This is a genomic window from Ruegeria sp. AG6 (genome assembly GCF_056541565.1).
This window is the reverse complement of record NZ_JBQFYQ010000006.1, coordinates 121,319-139,226: the sequence shown is the minus strand read 5'-3', so window position 1 is coordinate 139,226 and position 17,908 is coordinate 121,319. Positions and strand designations below refer to the sequence as shown.

Sequence of the window (17,908 nt, the reverse complement as noted above, 5' to 3'; positions counted from 1 at the left end):
TCACGTGCTGCGGGTGCAAAAACCACTAAATTCAGCGCAATTTGACGGATTATTCCGGTATGTGATCACACAAAATATTGTCGTGATCACATTTAACATTCCCCTTCATCAATGTTAGCGATTTCAAGATCAAAGGCATGTGATCACGAATCTCCTGACTGTCATTTCAGGCCCGCTGTTTGCTGCGTCACTTCGCGCAGCAGTTTCTTGCGAATTCGTTCCGGGTAGTCCGCGAAGCCCGAGGCCGAAACGACAAAAGCGCCTTCGCCCACGATGACATTCTCAAAGAAATAGGCCGTCAGGTCCGGTTCACTTTCTTCAATGGCCAACGCATTGACGACAATGCCTCGGTCCCGCAAAGCCGCGTGAACTTGCGTCGGTTCGACGCCTTCATTGGATACGCCGTCCCCAGACAGATCGATCAGTCTCCGTTTGCAATCGGATACGGACTCAAACGCGTCCAGCGTCGTGTGCAGCGCCTCGCCAATCGCAGTCGAGAAGTTCCGCCAGATGCGTGGATCTTCGGCAACCTGATCGGCAAAACGATCCAGCGCCGCGAAACTGTCGACTCGAGTCCAGGGGATCGTGACCTGCTGGCGCGACGACCCGGTCCATTGCACCAGCATCAACTGAGCCTGACCACGAACCAATGCCTCGGACACGATCGGGTCGCGCAGACCAGCGGCCAACCCGTCCATCTGGATACGAAACTCGCTGGCGTCGACCGAGCCGGAAACATCAACCGCCAGGGCCAGCGCCAGATCGCAGGCCTGAGCCGCCGGCGCCAGACAAACGCTGGTCAATATCGCGCGCAGAATATGCATGGTGCAAGCCTAACACGGCTTGCACGCAAATGGCTCACATTACCGTCAGCAGGCCTATTGCGGCATGAGCGCCCAATAATCGAGGTCCAGAAGAACATCCGGCAAATACCGGCCCTCGTCATTCTTCAACACGAACGGATCACCACCCTTTGTCGCCACCAGACGCAGGCGGATCGCACCCACGCCGGGAACACCGGTTTCCGCCTTATCCAGAACTTCGGACCAGGCCTTGATCGTGTCGCCCGCGAAGCATGGGTTGGCATGCGCGCCGCCATTCAGGCCGACAATCATCTGCGCGTTCGCAAGCCCATTGAACGACAATGTCCGCGCCATCGAGATCACGTGCCCGCCATAGATCAACCTGCCTTCCGGGCGGAACGTCAGGTCGAAATGCACCTTGGCGGTGTTCTGCCACAATCGCGTGGCCAGCATGTGTTCGGCCTCTTCCACGGTGACGCCGTCCACGTGGTCGATTTTCTCTCCGATTTCATAATCGCCCCAACGATGCGCTTCACCGGCCAAAGCGAAATCGTAATTCGAGAAATCCAGACCTTCGGGCACGATCAGATCCTGGGGCGTCAAGGCCTTCTTCAATTCGGGAACAACCGTTTCGGGCGCTGGTGCATTCACGTCTGCCTTGCGCACCATCACCCAACGGACATATTCGATGACGACTTCGTCCAATTGGTTCAATCCACGGGTGCGGACCCAGACGACACCTGTTTTCCCGTTGGAATTCTGTTTGACGCCAATCACCTCGGACACAGATCGCAGGGTATCACCGGCATAGACGGGTTTCAGCCAGCGGCCTTCGCCATAGCCAAGATTGGCAACCGCGTTCAACGAGACATCCGGAACCGTTTTGCCGAACACCAGATGAAACGCCGCCTGATCATCAAGCGGACTTTCCGGCAAACCGCAATCCCGGGCAAATTCGTCCGAAGAATACAGCGCGTGACGCGCGGGATAAAGCGCGTGATACAAACCGCGTTCGCCCTCGGTCACTGTGCGCGGCACGGCGTGATGCAACACCTGCCCCACAGAATAATCCTCGAAAAATCGGCCCGGATTTGTTTTTACCATTACTGCTGTCCCAGTTTCATGTCGGGGGAATAGTCGGCGTCGACCTCTTTGGTCACAGCCTGCGCACACCGCATTACATTGTTGGCTGAGTCAAAGGCATAGGACGGGTCGCCGTACAGCTCCCATCCCTTCGCCAGCGCATCTGACACTTTGTGGCAGAAGGCTGACGTGTCTTCTTCGGTCAACAAACGATAGAGTTTCGCCATGGGGTCAGGTCCTCATGAGCCAAACGGAGACGGACCGACCAGGCCGTGGATATATCCGATAATCCCCAGCAGCACGATCGACGCCACAAAGAACATGGCATCCTTGCCATAGGTTCCCGGCTCACTGGGCGTCCAGTCGGGTTCGGTCTTGTTGATCACAACAACTTCGACCACGGCCCATGCCAGAAGACCGCCGAACAGGATGATCGAGGCCAGATCTCCGTTCACCAGCAAATGCGCAAAGGCCCACAGCTTGAAACCACCCAGCATCGGATGGCGAAACTTGCTCAGCACCCGGCCTTTGGTGCCCGCGGGGCTCATCATGAAGATCGCGATCAGAACCAACAGATTATTGACGTGAATCAGGAAGGTCGGCGGCGCCCAGACATAGATGAAGTCGGTCATGCGATAGCCGAACACCATCAGCAGGATCGACGCTACCAGCGCCAGGGCTACTGCACCCTTGCCCCCGTCGCCCATCGCGGCACGGCGTTCAGGCGCCACACGTTTGAACAGATGCGCGGCCCACCACAGTGCCACGCCCAAGATCAGAAGAACAAAGCCCATGCTGGCTTACCCCGCTTGCAAAGCTGAAATCGCCTCTGCTTTTGCCAGAATTTCACGGGCCGTTGCAACGTGCAGGTTTTCAACGATCTTGCCATCCACGACGGCAACACCCTGCCCTTGCGCTTCGGTCTCTTCGAATGCCGAAATTTGGCGGCGGGCCAGATCGATCTCGTCATCCGATGGTGCGAAGGCCGTGTTGGCCACATCGACCTGGGCCGGATGGATCAGTGTTTTGCCATCAAAGCCCATGTCGCGGCCCTGCGCACACTCGGCGGCCAGACCCTCGGCATCCTTGAAAGCGTTGTAAACGCCATCAATGATGATCAGCCCTTCGGCCTTGGCGGCCAACAGGCACAGACCCAGCGAAGTCATCATCGGCAGGCGATCGGGGCGAAAGCGGGTTTGCAGCTCTTTGGCCAGATCGTTTGTGCCCATCACGAATCCGGCCATCAGCGGATGCGCCGCGATCTCGGCAGCGTTCAGCATTCCGCGCGGCGTTTCCATCATGGCCCAAATCGGCAATTCTCCCGTGATCGCCGCCAGAGCATCCACGTCAGCCGCCGAATTCACCTTGGGCAACAGGACAACATCGGCATCCATGTCGCGCACCGCCTCGGCATCGGCACGCCCCCATTCGGTGTCCAGCCCATTGATCCGGACGATCTTGACCCGCGCACCATAGCCCCCAGCGGCCAAGGCCCCTTTCAGCGTTTCGCGAGCGTTTTCTTTTTCGTCCGCTGCAACTGCATCTTCCAGGTCGAAGATGATCGCATCCACAGGCAAAGATCGGGCCTTGTCCAGGGCCCGGTCCCTCGAACCAGGAATGTAGAGAACCGAACGATAGGGGCGCAGACGAGGATCCATGGACCACTCCCATTGAAATAAAGTTGCGCGGAATGGGGCATTTTTTGCAGGAAAGTTCAAGCACAAAATCGCCGCACCGCAGCAAACCCGACGCAACGTGCGTTCCCTTAACCGGATTTCGTCCCTTGCCACGCACCCTGATCGGCAGCTGGAATCAAAAAGGGTGCGGCATGCAAAAGACGGTGTTCAAGATGACGATGGGGCTTGGGATCATGGTCCTGGCCGCGCAACATGTGCACGCTCAGGGTCAAAACTGTGCGCCCAGAGAGGCTGTGCTGGAACGGTTGCACGAGGCCTATGGCGAAACGCGCAGGGGTTTGGGACTGGCCCGGAAAGGCGCCGTCATGGAGCTCTTTGCCTCGGACGAAACCGGCAGTTGGACGATCACGGTGACTTTGCCAAACGGGATCACCTGCCTTGTGGCTTCGGGTCAGGCTTTTGAAGAGGTGGTCGAGGCGCTGCCACCCAATGCCTGATCAGGTAAGCGCGTCCCAGATCAGCTTGCTGCCGGTGAGCGTCAACAGCACATAGGCAAGCCCGAAGAACAGGCGTTCGGACAACATGAAATGTGCCCGGACGCCCAGCCATGCCCCCAGGATCGCAAAGGGTGTCAGCAGCAAATCCGCCCATAACGTCTGCCATGTAAACATACCCAGATACGCATAGGGGATGAATTTCGCGATATTGATCACCCAGAAAACCAGTACCGTACTGGCTTGAAATTCGGTTTTCGTCAGGCGTTGCGACAAAAGATAGACCGCTGCCGGAGGACCGCCGGCATGGCTGACGAAACTTGTGAAACCCGCGACCAGCCCGGCAAACAAACCGGAAGACGGCGGCAATCGCCTGGCAAACCCGCGCACCCACCCTTTCGACTGCGCGATGTGCCAGATTACGAACCCGACCGAGATGCCACCGATCAGCAGACGCAACAGATCATCATCCGTTGCACGGTAAAGCCACGCACCCACCGCCACACCGGGCAGCGCGCCAAGGATCAGCAGACGGGAATCCGGCCAGCTCCACCGCCTCCAATAGGGACCCAACGTGGCCACGTCGATCACCATCAAGATTGGCAGCATCAAGGCCAAAGCCTGCCCGGGCGTCAGGATCAAGGCCAGAATCGACGACGAGGCAAATGCCACGCCGGAACCGAAACCGCCCTTTGAAATACCGGCAAAGATCACGGCAGGGATCGCCACGGCAAAAAACATCAAGTTCAATTCGAACATGTGACAGTCCCGGTTTTGGCTTGTCTCAAAGGCCGTTTAGCGCAATCAAAGCAAGGCCTGCAAACAGTATGCGGTTGTATGCCACGTCGCAGAACTCTTGCCTATTGACGTTTTAACGACTAGCACGACCGCGATTTCAATACCGACCGGATATGGAGAAATTCCAAATGGCCAGACCCAAGATTGCGCTGATCGGCGCGGGGAACATCGGTGGCACGCTCGCACATCTCGCAGCTGTCAAAGAACTGGGTGACGTTGTCCTGTTTGACATCGCAGACGGGCTGCCTCAGGGCAAGGCGCTCGACATCGCTGAATCCGGCCCTTCGGAAGGGTTCGACGCCTCGATGAAAGGCACCAGCGACTATGCCGATATCGCTGGCGCGGATGTGTGCATCGTGACCGCAGGCGTGGCCCGCAAACCGGGCATGAGCCGCGATGATCTGCTGGGCATCAACCTGAAAGTCATGAAGTCGGTCGGTGAAGGCATCGCAGCCCACGCACCCGATGCGTTCGTGATCTGCATCACCAACCCGCTGGACGCGATGGTCTGGGCTTTGCGCGAATTCTCGGGCCTGCCGCACAACAAGGTCTGTGGCATGGCAGGGGTGCTTGACTCGGCACGCTTTGCACATTTCCTGTCGGAAGAGTTCAACGTCTCGATGCGCGACGTCACCGCCTTCGTTTTGGGCGGCCACGGCGATACCATGGTGCCGTCGGTCCGTTACTCGACCGTTGCCGGTATTCCGCTGCCTGATCTGGTCGAGATGGGCTGGACCACGCAAGAGAAACTGGACGCCATCGTGCAGCGCACCCGTGACGGCGGCGCCGAAATCGTTGGCCTGCTGAAAACCGGTTCGGCCTACTACGCGCCTGCAACGTCGGCGATCGAAATGGCCGAAGCCTATCTGAAAGACCAGAAGCGCGTTCTGCCATGCGCGGCCTACTGCAACGGTGAACTGGGTGTAGACGGGCTCTATGTCGGTGTTCCGACCGTGATCGGCGCAGGCGGCGTCGAGCGTATCGTTGACATCAAGCTGAACGAAGACGAGCAGGCAGGGTTCGACAACTCGGTGAACGCCGTGAAGGGTCTGATCGACGCATGCAAGGGCATCGACAGCTCGCTGGCGTAAAACAGCTCTGAAGTCCGAATAACAGACCGGCCCGTTTCAGGGCCGGTTTTCTTTTGGTCCGCGCATGTCCCGGTCGCAAATGTTGGCGCAAACGCCGCAAATCCCTTTTTTCGAATGTGATTTTCTGACGCGGCGCAGTTTTTTCGAATCGTTTTGCCGCATCAGAAATTTTGTGATCACACCCTAAAAACCCGTGATCACAAATGTTGAAAATCTTCGCTAAAAACCCATCGAGCATCAAAAAACCCTTTAAACTTGCCCGCTAGACACCCCTATAACGATTAAACGCAGTCAGACGGGACAGTTTCGATGAACATTCACGAATATCAGGCCAAAGCCCTCCTTCGCAGCTATGGCGCACCGGTGTCCGATGGTCGCGCCGTGTTGCGCGCCGAAGAAGCCAAAACCGCAGCAGGTGAGCTGGACGGCCCGCTTTGGGTTGTCAAAGCACAGATCCACGCAGGTGGTCGCGGCAAGGGTTCGTTCAAAGAGGCCGACGCCGGTGAAAAAGGCGGTGTTCGTCTGACCAAATCGGTTGAAGAAGCCGCTGAAGAAGCCAAAAAGATGCTGGGCCGTACACTGGTCACGCATCAGACCGGTCCGGCAGGCAAGCAGGTCAACCGCATCTATATCGAAGCAGGCTCGGGCATCGAGCGTGAACTGTACCTGGCCCTGCTGGTGGACCGCCAGACCAGCCGCATTTCCTTCGTCTGTTCGACCGAGGGCGGCATGGACATCGAAGAAGTGGCCGCAGCGACGCCCGAGAAAATCCTGTCCTTCTCGGTCGATCCGGCCACCGGTTACATGCCGTATCACGGTCGCCGCATCGCCTTCTCGCTGGGTCTGGAAGGCCCGCAAGTCAAGCAATGCGTCAAACTGATGGGTCAGCTCTATCAAGCCTTCGTCGAGAAGGACATGGAGATGCTGGAAATCAACCCGCTGATCGTCTCGGACAGCGGCGATCTCAAGGTGCTGGACGCCAAGGTCGGCTTTGACGGCAACGCGGTCTACCGCCACCCGGACATCGCCGAACTGCGCGACACGACCGAGGAAGACCCCAAGGAACTGGAAGCCTCCAAGTACGACCTGAACTACATCGCACTGGATGGTGAGATCGGCTGCATGGTCAACGGTGCCGGTCTGGCGATGGCGACGATGGACATCATCAAGCTGTACGGGGCTGAGCCTGCCAACTTCCTCGACGTGGGTGGCGGCGCCACCAAAGAGAAGGTCACCGAGGCGTTCAAGATCATCACCTCGGACCCGCAGGTCAAAGGCATTCTGGTCAACATCTTCGGCGGCATCATGCGCTGTGACGTGATCGCCGAGGGCGTTGTCGCCGCGGTGAAAGAGGTCGGCCTGAAGGTTCCCCTGGTTGTGCGTCTGGAAGGTACGAATGTCGAGAAGGGCAAAGAGATCATCAACACCTCTGGCCTGGACGTGATCGCGGCGGACAACCTGAAGGACGGCGCCGAAAAGATCGTGAAGGCGGTTAAGGGTTAAGCTTGTTCAAGTGGGGCTGGCCTCGGGCCCGCCCCATCGCGGTTAAAACCAAGCTGAAAAACATTGCCGCGCAAGGCTGAAAGAAGCAATCGATCTGATGACCATCCCAATCTTCCTCATAGGCTTGGAACGCGCCACAGGGCGGGCGCGTTTGATGGAGCAGGAGCTGCAAAAGGCAGGCCTGTCGGCGACGCGCGTCAACGCTGTTGACTGCGATGCCGCCACCCGTGAGGATTTCCTGCGCGAATGCAAGGCCGAGGGGCCGTGGGGCTATTTCCATACCAAGGACATGGCTTGCACCCTCAGCCATGCCAAAGCATGGGAGGCGCTGATCGCCTCGGGCGCGGAACAGGCCTTGATCCTCGAAGATGATGTGTTTCTGACACCGGAATTGGCCGACTGGTTGAATGATGCGTCATGGTGGCCCGCAGATGCCGATATCGTCCGGTTCGAACGCTGGCGCAGCACGAAGCTTTACGTGGCACTTGGACGCAAGCGGTTGTCCCATTTGGGGCGGGAACTGCGCCTGATGCGCTCGCGCCATCCCGGTGGTGCAGCTTATGCGCTGACACGCGAAGCGGCCCGGCACTTTCTGGCCCAGAAACCCTTTGACATCACGCTGGATGGTTTGTTGTTCAACCCGTCCGCCTCGCCGGCGGCGCGTCAGATCAACATCTATCAGGTGATCCCGGCCATGGTCGAACAGGGCAACGAAGCGCCCGGCGAATACAATATGGGTGCACCGCGCGCGCGGCCAACAGGCTGGCCTCTGATCCGGCAAAAAGTAAGGCGTGGCATCGCTGAAATCAGCAGCGGCCTGCGTACCACGGCCAACCTGGCCCTGGGACGTGCCACGCTCGAGAAAATTACCTATGCGCCGCAGGTTCTGCCGGCGACTGAACCCAATCAATCCAACACCGCCTAGAGAAAGGGACAAAATGGCAGTCCTCATCGACGAAAACACCAAAGTGATCTGTCAGGGCTTTACCGGCTCGCAGGGTACATTCCACAGCGAACAGGCCATTGCCTATGGCACCAAGATGGTCGGCGGCGTCACCCCCGGCAAAGGCGGGATGGAGCATCTGGGCCTGCCCGTGTTCAACTCGGTCCATGAGGCCAAGCACGTGACCGAAGCCAATGCCAGCGTGATCTATGTGCCGCCGCCGTTTGCTGCGGATTCGATCCTCGAAGCGATTGATGCCGAGATGGAGGTGATCGTCTGCATCACCGAAGGCATCCCGGTGCTGGACATGATGAAGGTGAAGCGCGCGCTGGAAGGCAGCAAATCCCGCCTGATCGGCCCGAACTGCCCCGGTGTCATCACGCCCGACGCCTGCAAGATCGGCATCATGCCCGGCCATATCCACAAGCGCGGCTCGGTCGGTGTTGTGTCGCGTTCCGGCACCCTGACCTATGAGGCCGTCAAGCAAACCACCGATGTGGGTCTGGGCCAGTCCACCTGTGTGGGCATCGGCGGCGACCCGATCAAAGGGACTGAGCATATCGACGTGCTGGAATGGTTCCTGGCCGATGACGAGACCGAGTCGATCATCATGATCGGTGAGATCGGTGGTTCGGCCGAGGAAGAAGCCGCGCAGTTCCTGGCGGATGAGGCCAAGAAGGGCCGCAAGAAGCCGACCGCCGGTTTCATCGCGGGCCGCACAGCCCCTCCGGGCCGCCGCATGGGCCACGCGGGCGCGATTGTCGCTGGCGGCAAGGGCGGTGCCGAGGACAAGATCGAAGCCATGCGCAGTGCTGGGATCGTCGTGGCCGAAAGCCCGGCTCAGCTGGGCGAGGCTGTGCTGGAAGCGATTGGGTAAGCTGTGATTGCCCATAGCGCATATGTGCTGAGGGCAGCGCCCGACCGCGGGTGGGTGCAAAGCGCCCGCCCATGGGGGCGGTCGGGCGCTGCCCGGCGGTGTCGCCGGGCAGGTGGGTATTGATGGTACCAATGCAGGCCATATCGACCGGATTTCGGAAAACCTTTGTTTGCTCCGGCAGAGCCACACGCTCAGAATTCTGGTGGTTTGCACCGGTCGCGCTTGTCTTGCCGATCGTAACAGCAACACAGCTTAAATGGCAGAAAGCCGAGATTTGGGGCATCTGGCAACTGTTTGTCGTTATGGTAGCCTGTGTCCCTCTGCTATCGGCCATGAGCCGCCGGTTGCAAGATACTGGTGAGGAGGGTCGTCAGGCATTCTATCCATTCATGCCTTTAATTATTCTCTGGTTAGGTTATCAGGTGACATACTGGCTTGGGTTAGTCCTGCTAGCCGGTAGCGGTTTCGGCATCCTCTTTCTCGGGTTGTTCGTCATCGTGCTTATCGCCGCAGCGCTCCTTATTGGATTTATCACAAGCGCACTGGTTGCAGCCAACGTTCTTGGCATGATGCTTGTAGCATCAGATCCGCAAAGCAATCGCTTCGGAGCGCCCGAGGGAGGAGTGACACCATGACCTTCTCCGACGCCATCCGCACCTGTTTTGCCAATGTCTTCACCTTCTCAGGTCGTGCCTCGCGGCCCGAGTACTGGTTCTTTTTCCTGTTCATCGTGATCTGGAACATCATTGCCGGCATCATCGACTGGCAGTTCTTCACTCAGGTCCCGATCACCGAAAGCGATGAGGTGAAATCCGTCACCGCAACGTCCTCGGCTCCGGTGCAGAGCATCGTCGGCCTGATCGTCTTCTTCCCGCATCTGGCCGTTGCGTGGCGGCGGATGCACGATACCGGGCGCAGCGGGCTGTATGCTCTGCTGCCGATCCTGCTGATCCTTGGGGCCTTTGCCGTCCTGATCTTTGGTATCGGGATCGCCTCGAGTTTCCAGCATGGCGGAACGCTCGACATTTTGTTTACCCGCGCAACATTGCTGATCGTCATCCCGACACTTATCGTTCTGGTGGTGTCGCCCCTCCTGGTGCTGTGGTGGCTGACCCGCCCCAGCCAGCCAGGCACCAATCAATACGGTCCCAACCCACATGAGGTAGCCCAATGACCGAACACTCGCCCAATACTGCCTTTCACGCCTCCAGCTTCATGCAGGGGCACAATGCCGAATATCTGGAACAGCTTTATGCGCAGTACACCAAGAACCCCGGTGCGGTAGACGCTGCCTGGGTCGAGTTCTTCAAGGCCATGGGTGACGCCGCGCCTGATGTTCAGCGCGAGGCCGAGGGGCCTTCGTGGGCGCGAACCGACTGGCCGCCCATGCCAGCGGATGATCTGACCGGTGCGTTGACCGGCGAGTGGGCCGAGATTGACGCCAAGGCCGCAGGCAAGAAGATCAAGGAAAAGGCCGCCGACAAAGGTGTCGAAGTCAGCGATGACCAGATCAAGCGCGCGGTGCTGGACAGTCTGCGGGCGCTGATGCTGATCCGGGCCTACCGGATCCGGGGCCATCTGGCCGCCAACCTTGACCCACTTGGCATGCGCGCGGCCAGCAATCATCCGGAACTGGATCCCAAAACCTACGGCTTCACCGATGCCGATATGGATCGCCCGATCTTTATCGACAACGTTCTGGGACTTCAGGTCGCCTCGATGCGGCAGATCGTCGAGATCGTGAAACGGACCTATTGCGGTACTTTTGCGCTGCAATACATGCATATCTCGAACCCGGAAGAGGCCGCCTGGCTGAAAGAGCGCATTGAGGGCTATGGCAAGGAAATCCAGTTCACCAAGGAAGGCCGCAAAGCTATCCTGAACAAGATGGTCGAGGCCGAAGGCTTTGAGAAATTCCTGCACGTCAAGTACATGGGCACCAAGCGCTTTGGTCTCGATGGCGGTGAGGCGCTTATTCCGGCGATGGAGCAGATCATCAAACGTGGTGGCGCGCTCGGGCTCAGTGATATCGTGATCGGGATGCCGCACCGGGGCCGTTTGAACATTCTGGCCAATGTGATGGGCAAACCGTACCGCGCCATTTTCAACGAATTCCAGGGCGGCAGTTTCAAACCCGAAGACGTGGATGGTTCGGGCGACGTGAAATACCACCTCGGTGCTTCAAGCGATCGCGAGTTCGACGGCAACAGCGTGCATCTGTCGCTGACGGCGAACCCGTCGCACCTTGAGGCGGTGAACCCTGTGGTTCTGGGCAAGGTCCGCGCCAAGCAGGATCAGTTGGGCGACACGGACCGCACCAAGGTCATGGCCATTCTGCTGCACGGCGATGCAGCCTTTGCCGGTCAGGGCGTCGTGGCCGAAGGCTTTGGCCTGAGCGGTCTGCGCGGGCATCGCACCGGCGGGACAATGCATATCGTGGTGAACAACCAGATCGGCTTTACCACCGCGCCGCATTTTTCACGCTCCAGCCCATATCCGACGGATATCGCGCTGATGGTCGAGGCGCCGATCTTCCACGTGAACGGGGATGACCCCGAGGCAGTTGTTCATGCAGCCAAGGTGGCGACCGAGTTCCGCCAGAAATTCCACAAGGACGTGGTTCTGGATATCTTCTGCTACCGTCGGTTTGGTCACAACGAGGGCGACGAGCCCATGTTCACCAACCCGATCATGTATAAGAAGATCAAGACGCATAAGACCACGCTGTCTTTGTACACTGAGCGCCTCGTCAAGGATGGCCTGATCCCCGAGGGTGAGATCGAGGATATGAAAGCGGCCTTCCAGGCTCATCTGAACGACGAATTCGAGGCAGGTAAGGACTATAAACCTAACAAGGCCGATTGGCTGGATGGGCGCTGGTCTCATCTTGACAAGAACAAAGACGAATACATGCGCGGCGAGACGGCGATCACGCCGGAAACCATGGCCGAAATCGGGGATGCCCTTACCCGCGCACCAAGCGGATTTGCCATGCACAAGACGGTTGGTCGTCTGCTTGAGCACAAGAAACAGATGTTTGAAACCGGTAAAGGCTTTGACTGGGCCACTGGTGAGGCGTTGGCTTTCGGATCCTTGCTGACCGAGGGCTACCCGGTACGCCTTGCAGGGCAGGACGCCACGCGCGGCACCTTCAGCCAACGCCATTCCGGATTCGTTCATCAGGAGACCGAAGAACGGTATTACCCGCTGAACAACATTCGCGCAGGTCAATCGCATTACGAAGTGATCGACTCGATGCTGTCCGAATATGCAGTGCTCGGCTTCGAATACGGATACTCGTTGGCCGAACCAAATGCGCTGGTCCTGTGGGAAGCCCAGTTCGGGGACTTCGCCAACGGCGCGCAGATCATGTTCGACCAATTCATCAGTTCGGGTGAATCGAAATGGCTGCGGATGTCCGGCCTGGTCTGTCTGCTGCCGCACGGGTTCGAGGGGCAAGGCCCCGAACACTCGTCGGCAAGGCTGGAGCGGTTCCTGCAAATGTGCGGTCAGGACAACTGGATTGTGGCGAACTGCACGACGCCTGCGAACTATTTCCACATCCTGCGCCGCCAACTGCACCGGACATTCCGCAAGCCGTTGATCCTGGTGACACCGAAATCACTGCTGCGTCACAAACTGGCCGTCAGCACCGCCGATGATTTCACCACCGGATCCAGCTTCCACCGGGTACTGTGGGATGATGCACAGAAGGGCAATTCCGACACCAAACTGGTGGCGGATGACAAGATCAAACGTGTGGTGATGTGTTCCGGAAAAGTCTATTTCGACCTGCTGGAGGAACGCGATGCTCGCGGCATCGACGACATTTATCTGATGCGGATCGAACAGTTCTATCCTTTCCCGGCGCATTCTCTGATCAACGAGCTTGAACGGTTCAAGAATGCCGAAATGGTCTGGTGTCAGGAAGAGCCCAAAAACCAAGGTGCGTGGACCTTTATCGAACCCAATATCGAATGGGTTCTGTCCCGGATCGGCGCGAAACATACCCGTCCGGCTTATGTCGGTCGCGCAACCTCGGCCTCGCCCGCGACGGGCCTGGCCAGCCAACACAAAGCCCAACAAGAAGCGCTGGTTAACGAAGCGCTGAGCCTCGAAGGAAAATAAGCGATGACGATTGAAGTTCGTGTTCCCACGCTTGGCGAGTCGGTCACCGAAGCCACTGTTGCAACATGGTTCAAAAAGCCCGGTGATGCGGTCGCCATGGATGAGATGCTGTGTGAGCTGGAGACTGACAAGGTGACGGTCGAAGTGCCCTCTCCCTCAGCTGGCGTGATGGGTGAGATTGTGGCCGCCGAAGGCGACACGGTTGGTGTCGATGCTTTGCTGGCGACGATTGCTGCCGGTGAAGGTGCAGCCGCGCCTGCCCCGGCAACAGCTGCAGCACCCCCCGAGGCCGCACCCTCTGCATCGGGCGGGTCGGTTGACGTGATGGTGCCCACGCTTGGCGAATCTGTGACTGAGGCGACTGTTTCGACCTGGTTCAAGCAAGTCGGCGACAGCGTCGCGCAGGACGAGATGCTGTGTGAGTTGGAAACCGACAAAGTCTCGGTCGAGGTACCCGCCCCGGCTGCGGGTGTTCTGGCGGAAATCGTCGCGCCGGAAGGTGCAACCGTTGATGCAACCGCCAAGCTGGCAGTTATCTCGGGCGCGGCCGCAGGCGCAGCCCCTGCACCGGCAGCTGCTGCTGCGGCTCCTGCTGCGGCAAGCACCGGCAAGGATGTTGCAAATGCGCCGTCTGCCGAAAAGGCGATGGCCGAAGCCGGGTTGTCAGCCGATCAGGTCATCGGCACCGGTCGCGATGGTCGCATCATGAAGGAAGATGTCGCCAAGGCAGTCGCGGCTGCTTCGGCCCCCGCACCTGCGGCGGCTGCGCCGGCGCCCGTTGCTCAGGTTCCGCGCGCACCGGTTGCTGCCGAAGATGAGGCTCGCGAAGAGCGTGTACGGATGACCCGTCTGCGTCAGACCATCGCCAAGCGCCTGAAGGATGCGCAGAACACCGCCGCGATCCTGACCACCTATAACGAGGTGGACATGACCGAAGTCATGGCCCTGCGCAATCAGTACAAAGACCAGTTCGAGAAGAAGCACGGTGTGCGCCTGGGCTTCATGTCCTTCTTCACCAAGGCCTGCTGCCATGCCCTGAAAGAAGTGCCCGAGGTCAATGCCGAGATCGATGGCACCGACATCGTCTACAAGAACTTCGTTCACATGGGCGTTGCGGCCGGCACGCCGCAGGGTCTGGTGGTTCCGGTCATTCGCGACGCGGACAGCATGTCCTTTGCAGCCATTGAAAAAGCCATCGCCGAAAAGGGCAAGCGCGCCCGCGATGGCAAGCTTTCGATGGCCGAGATGCAGGGCGGTACCTTCACAATCTCGAACGGTGGCGTCTACGGCTCGCTGATGTCCTCGCCGATCCTGAACCCCCCGCAGTCGGGCATTCTGGGCATGCACAAGATTCAGGAACGACCGATGGTCATCAATGGCGAGATCAAGATCCGTCCGATGATGTATCTGGCCCTGTCCTATGACCACCGCATTGTTGACGGCAAGGGCGCGGTAACCTTCCTGGTTCGCGTGAAAGAGGCGCTTGAAGATCCGCGCCGCCTGCTGATGGATCTGTAACCATGGCGACACATGTACTCTGGCAGGCCGATGTGGCCGATTTCGACGCCTGGCTGAAAGTGTTCCGCGAGGACAAGCCGATGCGCAAGGCCGCGGGTATCCGCGACCTGCATGTCTGGCGCGACCCCGATCAGAAGGACCATGCGATCGCGATGTTCGAGGTGATCAACCTGGACAAGGCCAAGGCATTTTTCGGATCCGAAGAATTGGCAATGCACCATGAACGAGGCGGCATTGCGCATATCTCGATCAAGCTGCTGGAACCCGTTTGACAAAGATATTCCCGACCCGCCAGATCGGGTCGGGAAAGCGCCGGATCGTCCGGTCGGTTTAGGAGAATGTAATGGCAAACTATGACGTCATCGTAATCGGCGCCGGACCCGGCGGCTATGTCTGCGCGATCCGCTGCGCTCAACTGGGCTTGAAAACCGCTGTGGTCGAGGGGCGCGAAACGCTGGGTGGCACTTGTCTGAACGTGGGCTGCATCCCGTCAAAAGCTCTGCTGCATGCCAGCCATCAGCTTCATGAAGCCGAACACAACTTTGCCAAGATGGGCCTGAAGGGCAAATCGCCTTCGGTCGATTGGAAACAGATGCAGGCCTACAAGGATGAGGTGATCGAGGGCAACACCAAGGGCATCGAGTTTCTGTTCAAGAAGAACAAGATCGACTGGCTGAAAGGCTGGGGCTCGATCCCTGCGGCCGGCAAGGTTCAGGTTGGCGATGAAATCCATGAAACCAAGAACATTATCATTGCGTCAGGCTCCGAACCGTCCTCGCTGCCCGGTGTCGAAGTCGATGAGAAGGTGGTTGTGACCTCAACCGGAGCGCTGTCTCTGGGCAAGATCCCGAAGAAAATGGTGGTGATCGGCGCGGGTGTGATCGGGCTCGAACTGGGTTCGGTGTACAGCCGCCTGGGCGCAGATGTAACGGTGATCGAATTCCTCAAGGAAATTACGCCGGGCATGGACCCTGAGGTGCAGAAGACATTCCAGCGTATCCTCAAGAAACAGGGGTTGAACTTCATCATGGGTGCAGCGGTGCAGAAAACCGAAGCAACCAAGACCAAGGCCAAAGTGACATACAAGCTGCTCAAGGACGACAGCGAGCATGTGATCGACGCCGATACCGTGCTGGTGGCCACCGGGCGCAAGCCTTATTCCGATGGTCTGGGGCTGGACGCTCTGGGCGTCGAGATGACCCCGCGCGGCCAGATCAAGGTGGGTGCGGACTGGCAGACCAACGTACCGGGCATCTACGCCATCGGCGACGTGATCGAAGGCCCGATGCTGGCGCACAAGGCCGAAGATGAAGGTATGGCCGCGGCGGAACAGGTTGCGGGCAAGCATGGGCATGTGAACTATGGTGTCATTCCGGGTGTGATCTATACGTGGCCCGAGGTCGCCAATGTTGGTGAAACCGAGGCGACGCTCAAAGAACAAGGCCGTGCCTACAAGGTCGGCAAGTTCATGTTCATGGGCAACGGCCGCGCCAAAGCCAACTTTGCCTCTGACGGGTTCGTCAAGATCCTGGCCGACAAGGAAACCGACCGTATCCTGGGCTGCCACATCATCGGCCCCGGCGCAGGCGACCTGATCCATGAGGTCTGCGTGGCGATGGAATTCGGCGCATCCGCCGAAGATCTGGCCCTGACCTGCCACGCGCACCCGACCTATTCCGAGGCCATGCGCGAGGCCGCACTGGCCTGCGGCGACGGTCCGATCCACAGCTGACAACCTTGCCCCCGGCAGCGATCAGCCTGTCGGGGTCAACCAGGCATCCAGATAGGTCTCCAACCTGTCGGTGAATGTCGTCGCGGAATGCAATGCGCAGAATCTTAGTGACATGGCCTGAATGGCAAAGGCCTGCACACCTTCGGCCAACAACTCGGGTGGCACATCCTTGCGCACCTCTGCATCTTCGAGCCACAGCATCACGATGCGGAAATATCGCTCAAAACAATAGGCCACCGGTCCTATTTCGGCGACAGCCGTAGCACCGGAATACCTGATCAACAAATCGAATACATATCGCTCGGACGTCATGAAACTGTGAACCGGTTCCAGCGCAGTGACGATTTCTGCAACAGTTTTGGGCGGTGTTCCGGCCTCGGCCTGATCCAGACAGGCGTTCAGCTTGTCTGCGATCAGAATTTCCATCAGCGCATCCTTGTCGTGAAAATGCGCGAAAAAGGTGCCCTTCGCGACCCCAGCGGCCTTCACGACCTCTTCCACCCGTAACGCTTCATATCCGCCATTGCGGATGACCTCTTCAGCGGCCGAGAGAAGCTTGGCGCGGGTCTTGATCGTACGTTTCTGAATTGTCTTTTGCATACGGCTCAATCGCATAATTTCTGACCGTGGTCAAATTTTTATTGACCGTAGTCATTTTTTGATTCTATAAATTGACCACGGTCATTTTTCAGGAGATACCCGATGCAACCGAAAAAGATTCTCATCCTTGACGGACACCCCGCAGAAAGCAGCCTGTCACGCACATTTGCCGAAACATACAGAGACGCGGCCCGCAAAAACGGGCACGATGTACGGTTGGTTCATCTGAGCGATCTGCAATTTGATTTTGATTTCGGTCAGGGCAATTATCACGACTTCAAACCACTTGAGCCGGTTCTGGAACAAGTGCTTCAGGACTTTGAGTGGAGCGACCACTTGGTCCTGACCACCCCGATGTGGTGGGGCGGCCTTCCAGCCAAACTCAAAGGACTGATCGATCGAATGTTCATTCCGGGACGAACCTTTGACACACGGAACACCACCAAGATCGGATTTCCGGCGCCCATGCTGACTGGGCGTACTGCACGCGTCATCCTGACGTCAGACACCCCGGGATGGTTCATGCGCCTGATATACCGGCAGGCGCTAATCCGTCAGGTACGGGACCAGATTCTTGGGTTCGTCGGCTTCAAACCAACCCGTTTCACCTATTTTTCCGGCGCAAGCTATCCCAAGCCCGGCAGCGTAGATCGCTGGGTGGAAAAAGTATCAAGGATCGGGGCCGCTGCGGTTTGAACCAC

The 17,908-nt window shown here is 58.4% G+C and carries 19 protein-coding genes; 12 read left to right on the top strand and 7 right to left on the bottom strand.

Annotation, left to right across the window (positions count from 1 at the left end; genetic code table 11):
- Nucleotides 1-161: 161 nt before the first annotated feature.
- From ACR0I0_RS14005 to ACR0I0_RS13985, 5 genes are read right to left on the bottom strand one after another with little or no spacing between them, the layout of a single operon-like run.
- A complete protein-coding gene (locus ACR0I0_RS14005; RefSeq protein WP_171171150.1) occupies nucleotides 162-824 on the bottom strand; it encodes a DUF1194 domain-containing protein in 663 nt (220 codons plus the stop codon).
- Nucleotides 825-878: 54 nt separating this feature from the next.
- Complete coding sequence (locus ACR0I0_RS14000; protein WP_480491899.1) at nucleotides 879-1,907, bottom strand: MaoC family dehydratase; 1,029 nt, start codon at nucleotides 1,905-1,907, stop codon at nucleotides 879-881.
- On the bottom strand, nucleotides 1,907-2,113 hold the full coding sequence (locus ACR0I0_RS13995; RefSeq protein WP_171634933.1) for a DUF1737 domain-containing protein: 207 nt from the start codon (nucleotides 2,111-2,113) through the stop codon (nucleotides 1,907-1,909). Before ACR0I0_RS13995 ends, ACR0I0_RS14000 begins: the two co-directional genes overlap by 1 nt.
- Before the next feature lie 12 nt (nucleotides 2,114-2,125).
- Nucleotides 2,126-2,680, bottom strand: a complete 555-nt coding sequence (locus tag ACR0I0_RS13990; protein ID WP_480491897.1) for an NnrU family protein — start codon at nucleotides 2,678-2,680, stop codon at nucleotides 2,126-2,128.
- A 6-nt stretch (nucleotides 2,681-2,686) separates the two neighbouring features.
- Nucleotides 2,687-3,544 carry an HpcH/HpaI aldolase/citrate lyase family protein gene (locus ACR0I0_RS13985; RefSeq protein ID WP_152456833.1) on the bottom strand — a complete coding sequence of 286 codons (858 nt, stop codon included), beginning with the start codon at nucleotides 3,542-3,544 and terminating at the stop codon, nucleotides 2,687-2,689.
- Nucleotides 3,545-3,714: 170 nt separating this feature from the next.
- Here ACR0I0_RS13985 and ACR0I0_RS13980 point away from each other — a divergent pair, with 170 nt between their 5' ends.
- Nucleotides 3,715-4,020 (top strand): hypothetical protein, encoded by a 306-nt coding sequence (locus tag ACR0I0_RS13980; protein WP_480491895.1) that lies wholly within the window; start codon nucleotides 3,715-3,717, stop codon nucleotides 4,018-4,020.
- Here the strand turns inward: ACR0I0_RS13980 and ACR0I0_RS13975 are convergent, their stop codons facing one another.
- The gene (locus ACR0I0_RS13975) at nucleotides 4,021-4,776 is read right to left on the bottom strand and encodes a sulfite exporter TauE/SafE family protein (protein WP_209834667.1); all 756 of its coding nucleotides are present in this window, start codon (nucleotides 4,774-4,776) and stop codon (nucleotides 4,021-4,023) included.
- Between the two features lie 167 nt (nucleotides 4,777-4,943).
- Here ACR0I0_RS13975 and mdh point away from each other — a divergent pair, with 167 nt between their 5' ends.
- The 10 genes from mdh to lpdA all read left to right on the top strand — a co-directional run bounded on the left by mdh (nucleotide 4,944) and on the right by lpdA (nucleotide 16,607).
- Complete coding sequence (mdh, locus tag ACR0I0_RS13970) at nucleotides 4,944-5,906, top strand: malate dehydrogenase (RefSeq protein WP_117870353.1); 963 nt, start codon at nucleotides 4,944-4,946, stop codon at nucleotides 5,904-5,906.
- 309 nt (nucleotides 5,907-6,215) lie between these two features.
- Entirely contained in the window at nucleotides 6,216-7,409 is a 1,194-nt protein-coding gene (gene sucC / locus ACR0I0_RS13965; protein ID WP_152456830.1) for an ADP-forming succinate--CoA ligase subunit beta, read from the top strand.
- A gap of 97 nt (nucleotides 7,410-7,506) precedes the next feature.
- Nucleotides 7,507-8,334: a glycosyltransferase family 25 protein gene (locus ACR0I0_RS13960; RefSeq protein WP_171634943.1), complete on the top strand. Its 828-nt coding sequence runs from the start codon at nucleotides 7,507-7,509 to the stop codon at nucleotides 8,332-8,334.
- A gap of 13 nt (nucleotides 8,335-8,347) precedes the next feature.
- The gene (sucD, locus tag ACR0I0_RS13955; RefSeq protein ID WP_152456828.1) at nucleotides 8,348-9,229 is read left to right on the top strand and encodes a succinate--CoA ligase subunit alpha; all 882 of its coding nucleotides are present in this window, start codon (nucleotides 8,348-8,350) and stop codon (nucleotides 9,227-9,229) included.
- Between the two features lie 122 nt (nucleotides 9,230-9,351).
- Complete coding sequence (locus ACR0I0_RS13950; protein ID WP_480491892.1) at nucleotides 9,352-9,864, top strand: DUF805 domain-containing protein; 513 nt, start codon at nucleotides 9,352-9,354, stop codon at nucleotides 9,862-9,864.
- The gene (locus tag ACR0I0_RS13945; RefSeq protein WP_480491890.1) at nucleotides 9,861-10,403 is read left to right on the top strand and encodes a DUF805 domain-containing protein; all 543 of its coding nucleotides are present in this window, start codon (nucleotides 9,861-9,863) and stop codon (nucleotides 10,401-10,403) included. The genes ACR0I0_RS13950 and ACR0I0_RS13945 overlap by 4 nt, the downstream gene beginning before the upstream one ends.
- On the top strand, nucleotides 10,400-13,357 hold the full coding sequence (locus tag ACR0I0_RS13940) for a 2-oxoglutarate dehydrogenase E1 component (protein ID WP_480485788.1): 2,958 nt from the start codon (nucleotides 10,400-10,402) through the stop codon (nucleotides 13,355-13,357). The genes ACR0I0_RS13945 and ACR0I0_RS13940 overlap by 4 nt, the downstream gene beginning before the upstream one ends.
- Nucleotides 13,358-13,360: 3 nt before the next feature.
- Nucleotides 13,361-14,875 carry a 2-oxoglutarate dehydrogenase complex dihydrolipoyllysine-residue succinyltransferase gene (gene odhB / locus ACR0I0_RS13935; protein WP_480491888.1) on the top strand — a complete coding sequence of 505 codons (1,515 nt, stop codon included), beginning with the start codon at nucleotides 13,361-13,363 and terminating at the stop codon, nucleotides 14,873-14,875.
- Between the two features lie 2 nt (nucleotides 14,876-14,877).
- Complete coding sequence (locus tag ACR0I0_RS13930; RefSeq protein ID WP_152456823.1) at nucleotides 14,878-15,147, top strand: hypothetical protein; 270 nt, start codon at nucleotides 14,878-14,880, stop codon at nucleotides 15,145-15,147.
- A 71-nt stretch (nucleotides 15,148-15,218) separates the two neighbouring features.
- Nucleotides 15,219-16,607: a dihydrolipoyl dehydrogenase gene (lpdA, locus tag ACR0I0_RS13925; protein WP_480491886.1), complete on the top strand. Its 1,389-nt coding sequence runs from the start codon at nucleotides 15,219-15,221 to the stop codon at nucleotides 16,605-16,607.
- A gap of 21 nt (nucleotides 16,608-16,628) precedes the next feature.
- Here lpdA and ACR0I0_RS13920 read toward each other — a convergent pair whose 3' ends face one another.
- Nucleotides 16,629-17,207, bottom strand: a complete 579-nt coding sequence (locus ACR0I0_RS13920) for a TetR/AcrR family transcriptional regulator (RefSeq protein ID WP_480491885.1) — start codon at nucleotides 17,205-17,207, stop codon at nucleotides 16,629-16,631.
- A 102-nt stretch (nucleotides 17,208-17,309) separates the two neighbouring features.
- Between ACR0I0_RS13920 and ACR0I0_RS13915 the strand changes: the two genes are divergently transcribed.
- Nucleotides 17,310-17,903 (top strand): NAD(P)H-dependent oxidoreductase, encoded by a 594-nt coding sequence (locus ACR0I0_RS13915; protein ID WP_171171173.1) that lies wholly within the window; start codon nucleotides 17,310-17,312, stop codon nucleotides 17,901-17,903.
- The last annotated feature ends 5 nt before the right edge of the window (nucleotides 17,904-17,908 follow it).

What these genes read in the sequence shown, in the direction of transcription:
- ACR0I0_RS14005 (WP_171171150.1), bottom strand. Translation starts at nt 824, where the DNA reads ATGCATATTCTGCGCGCGATATTGACCAGCGTTTGTCTGGCGCCGGCG.
- ACR0I0_RS14000 (WP_480491899.1), bottom strand. Translation starts at nt 1,907, where the DNA reads ATGGTAAAAACAAATCCGGGCCGATTTTTCGAGGATTATTCTGTGGGG.
- ACR0I0_RS13995 (WP_171634933.1), bottom strand. Translation starts at nt 2,113, where the DNA reads ATGGCGAAACTCTATCGTTTGTTGACCGAAGAAGACACGTCAGCCTTC.
- ACR0I0_RS13990 (WP_480491897.1), bottom strand. Translation starts at nt 2,680, where the DNA reads ATGGGCTTTGTTCTTCTGATCTTGGGCGTGGCACTGTGGTGGGCCGCG.
- ACR0I0_RS13985 (WP_152456833.1), bottom strand. Translation starts at nt 3,544, where the DNA reads ATGGATCCTCGTCTGCGCCCCTATCGTTCGGTTCTCTACATTCCTGGT.
- ACR0I0_RS13980 (WP_480491895.1), top strand. Translation starts at nt 3,715, where the DNA reads ATGCAAAAGACGGTGTTCAAGATGACGATGGGGCTTGGGATCATGGTC.
- ACR0I0_RS13975 (WP_209834667.1), bottom strand. Translation starts at nt 4,776, where the DNA reads ATGTTCGAATTGAACTTGATGTTTTTTGCCGTGGCGATCCCTGCCGTG.
- mdh (WP_117870353.1), top strand. Translation starts at nt 4,944, where the DNA reads ATGGCCAGACCCAAGATTGCGCTGATCGGCGCGGGGAACATCGGTGGC.
- sucC (WP_152456830.1), top strand. Translation starts at nt 6,216, where the DNA reads ATGAACATTCACGAATATCAGGCCAAAGCCCTCCTTCGCAGCTATGGC.
- ACR0I0_RS13960 (WP_171634943.1), top strand. Translation starts at nt 7,507, where the DNA reads ATGACCATCCCAATCTTCCTCATAGGCTTGGAACGCGCCACAGGGCGG.
- sucD (WP_152456828.1), top strand. Translation starts at nt 8,348, where the DNA reads ATGGCAGTCCTCATCGACGAAAACACCAAAGTGATCTGTCAGGGCTTT.
- ACR0I0_RS13950 (WP_480491892.1), top strand. Translation starts at nt 9,352, where the DNA reads ATGGTACCAATGCAGGCCATATCGACCGGATTTCGGAAAACCTTTGTT.
- ACR0I0_RS13945 (WP_480491890.1), top strand. Translation starts at nt 9,861, where the DNA reads ATGACCTTCTCCGACGCCATCCGCACCTGTTTTGCCAATGTCTTCACC.
- ACR0I0_RS13940 (WP_480485788.1), top strand. Translation starts at nt 10,400, where the DNA reads ATGACCGAACACTCGCCCAATACTGCCTTTCACGCCTCCAGCTTCATG.
- odhB (WP_480491888.1), top strand. Translation starts at nt 13,361, where the DNA reads ATGACGATTGAAGTTCGTGTTCCCACGCTTGGCGAGTCGGTCACCGAA.
- ACR0I0_RS13930 (WP_152456823.1), top strand. Translation starts at nt 14,878, where the DNA reads ATGGCGACACATGTACTCTGGCAGGCCGATGTGGCCGATTTCGACGCC.
- lpdA (WP_480491886.1), top strand. Translation starts at nt 15,219, where the DNA reads ATGGCAAACTATGACGTCATCGTAATCGGCGCCGGACCCGGCGGCTAT.
- ACR0I0_RS13920 (WP_480491885.1), bottom strand. Translation starts at nt 17,207, where the DNA reads ATGCAAAAGACAATTCAGAAACGTACGATCAAGACCCGCGCCAAGCTT.
- ACR0I0_RS13915 (WP_171171173.1), top strand. Translation starts at nt 17,310, where the DNA reads ATGCAACCGAAAAAGATTCTCATCCTTGACGGACACCCCGCAGAAAGC.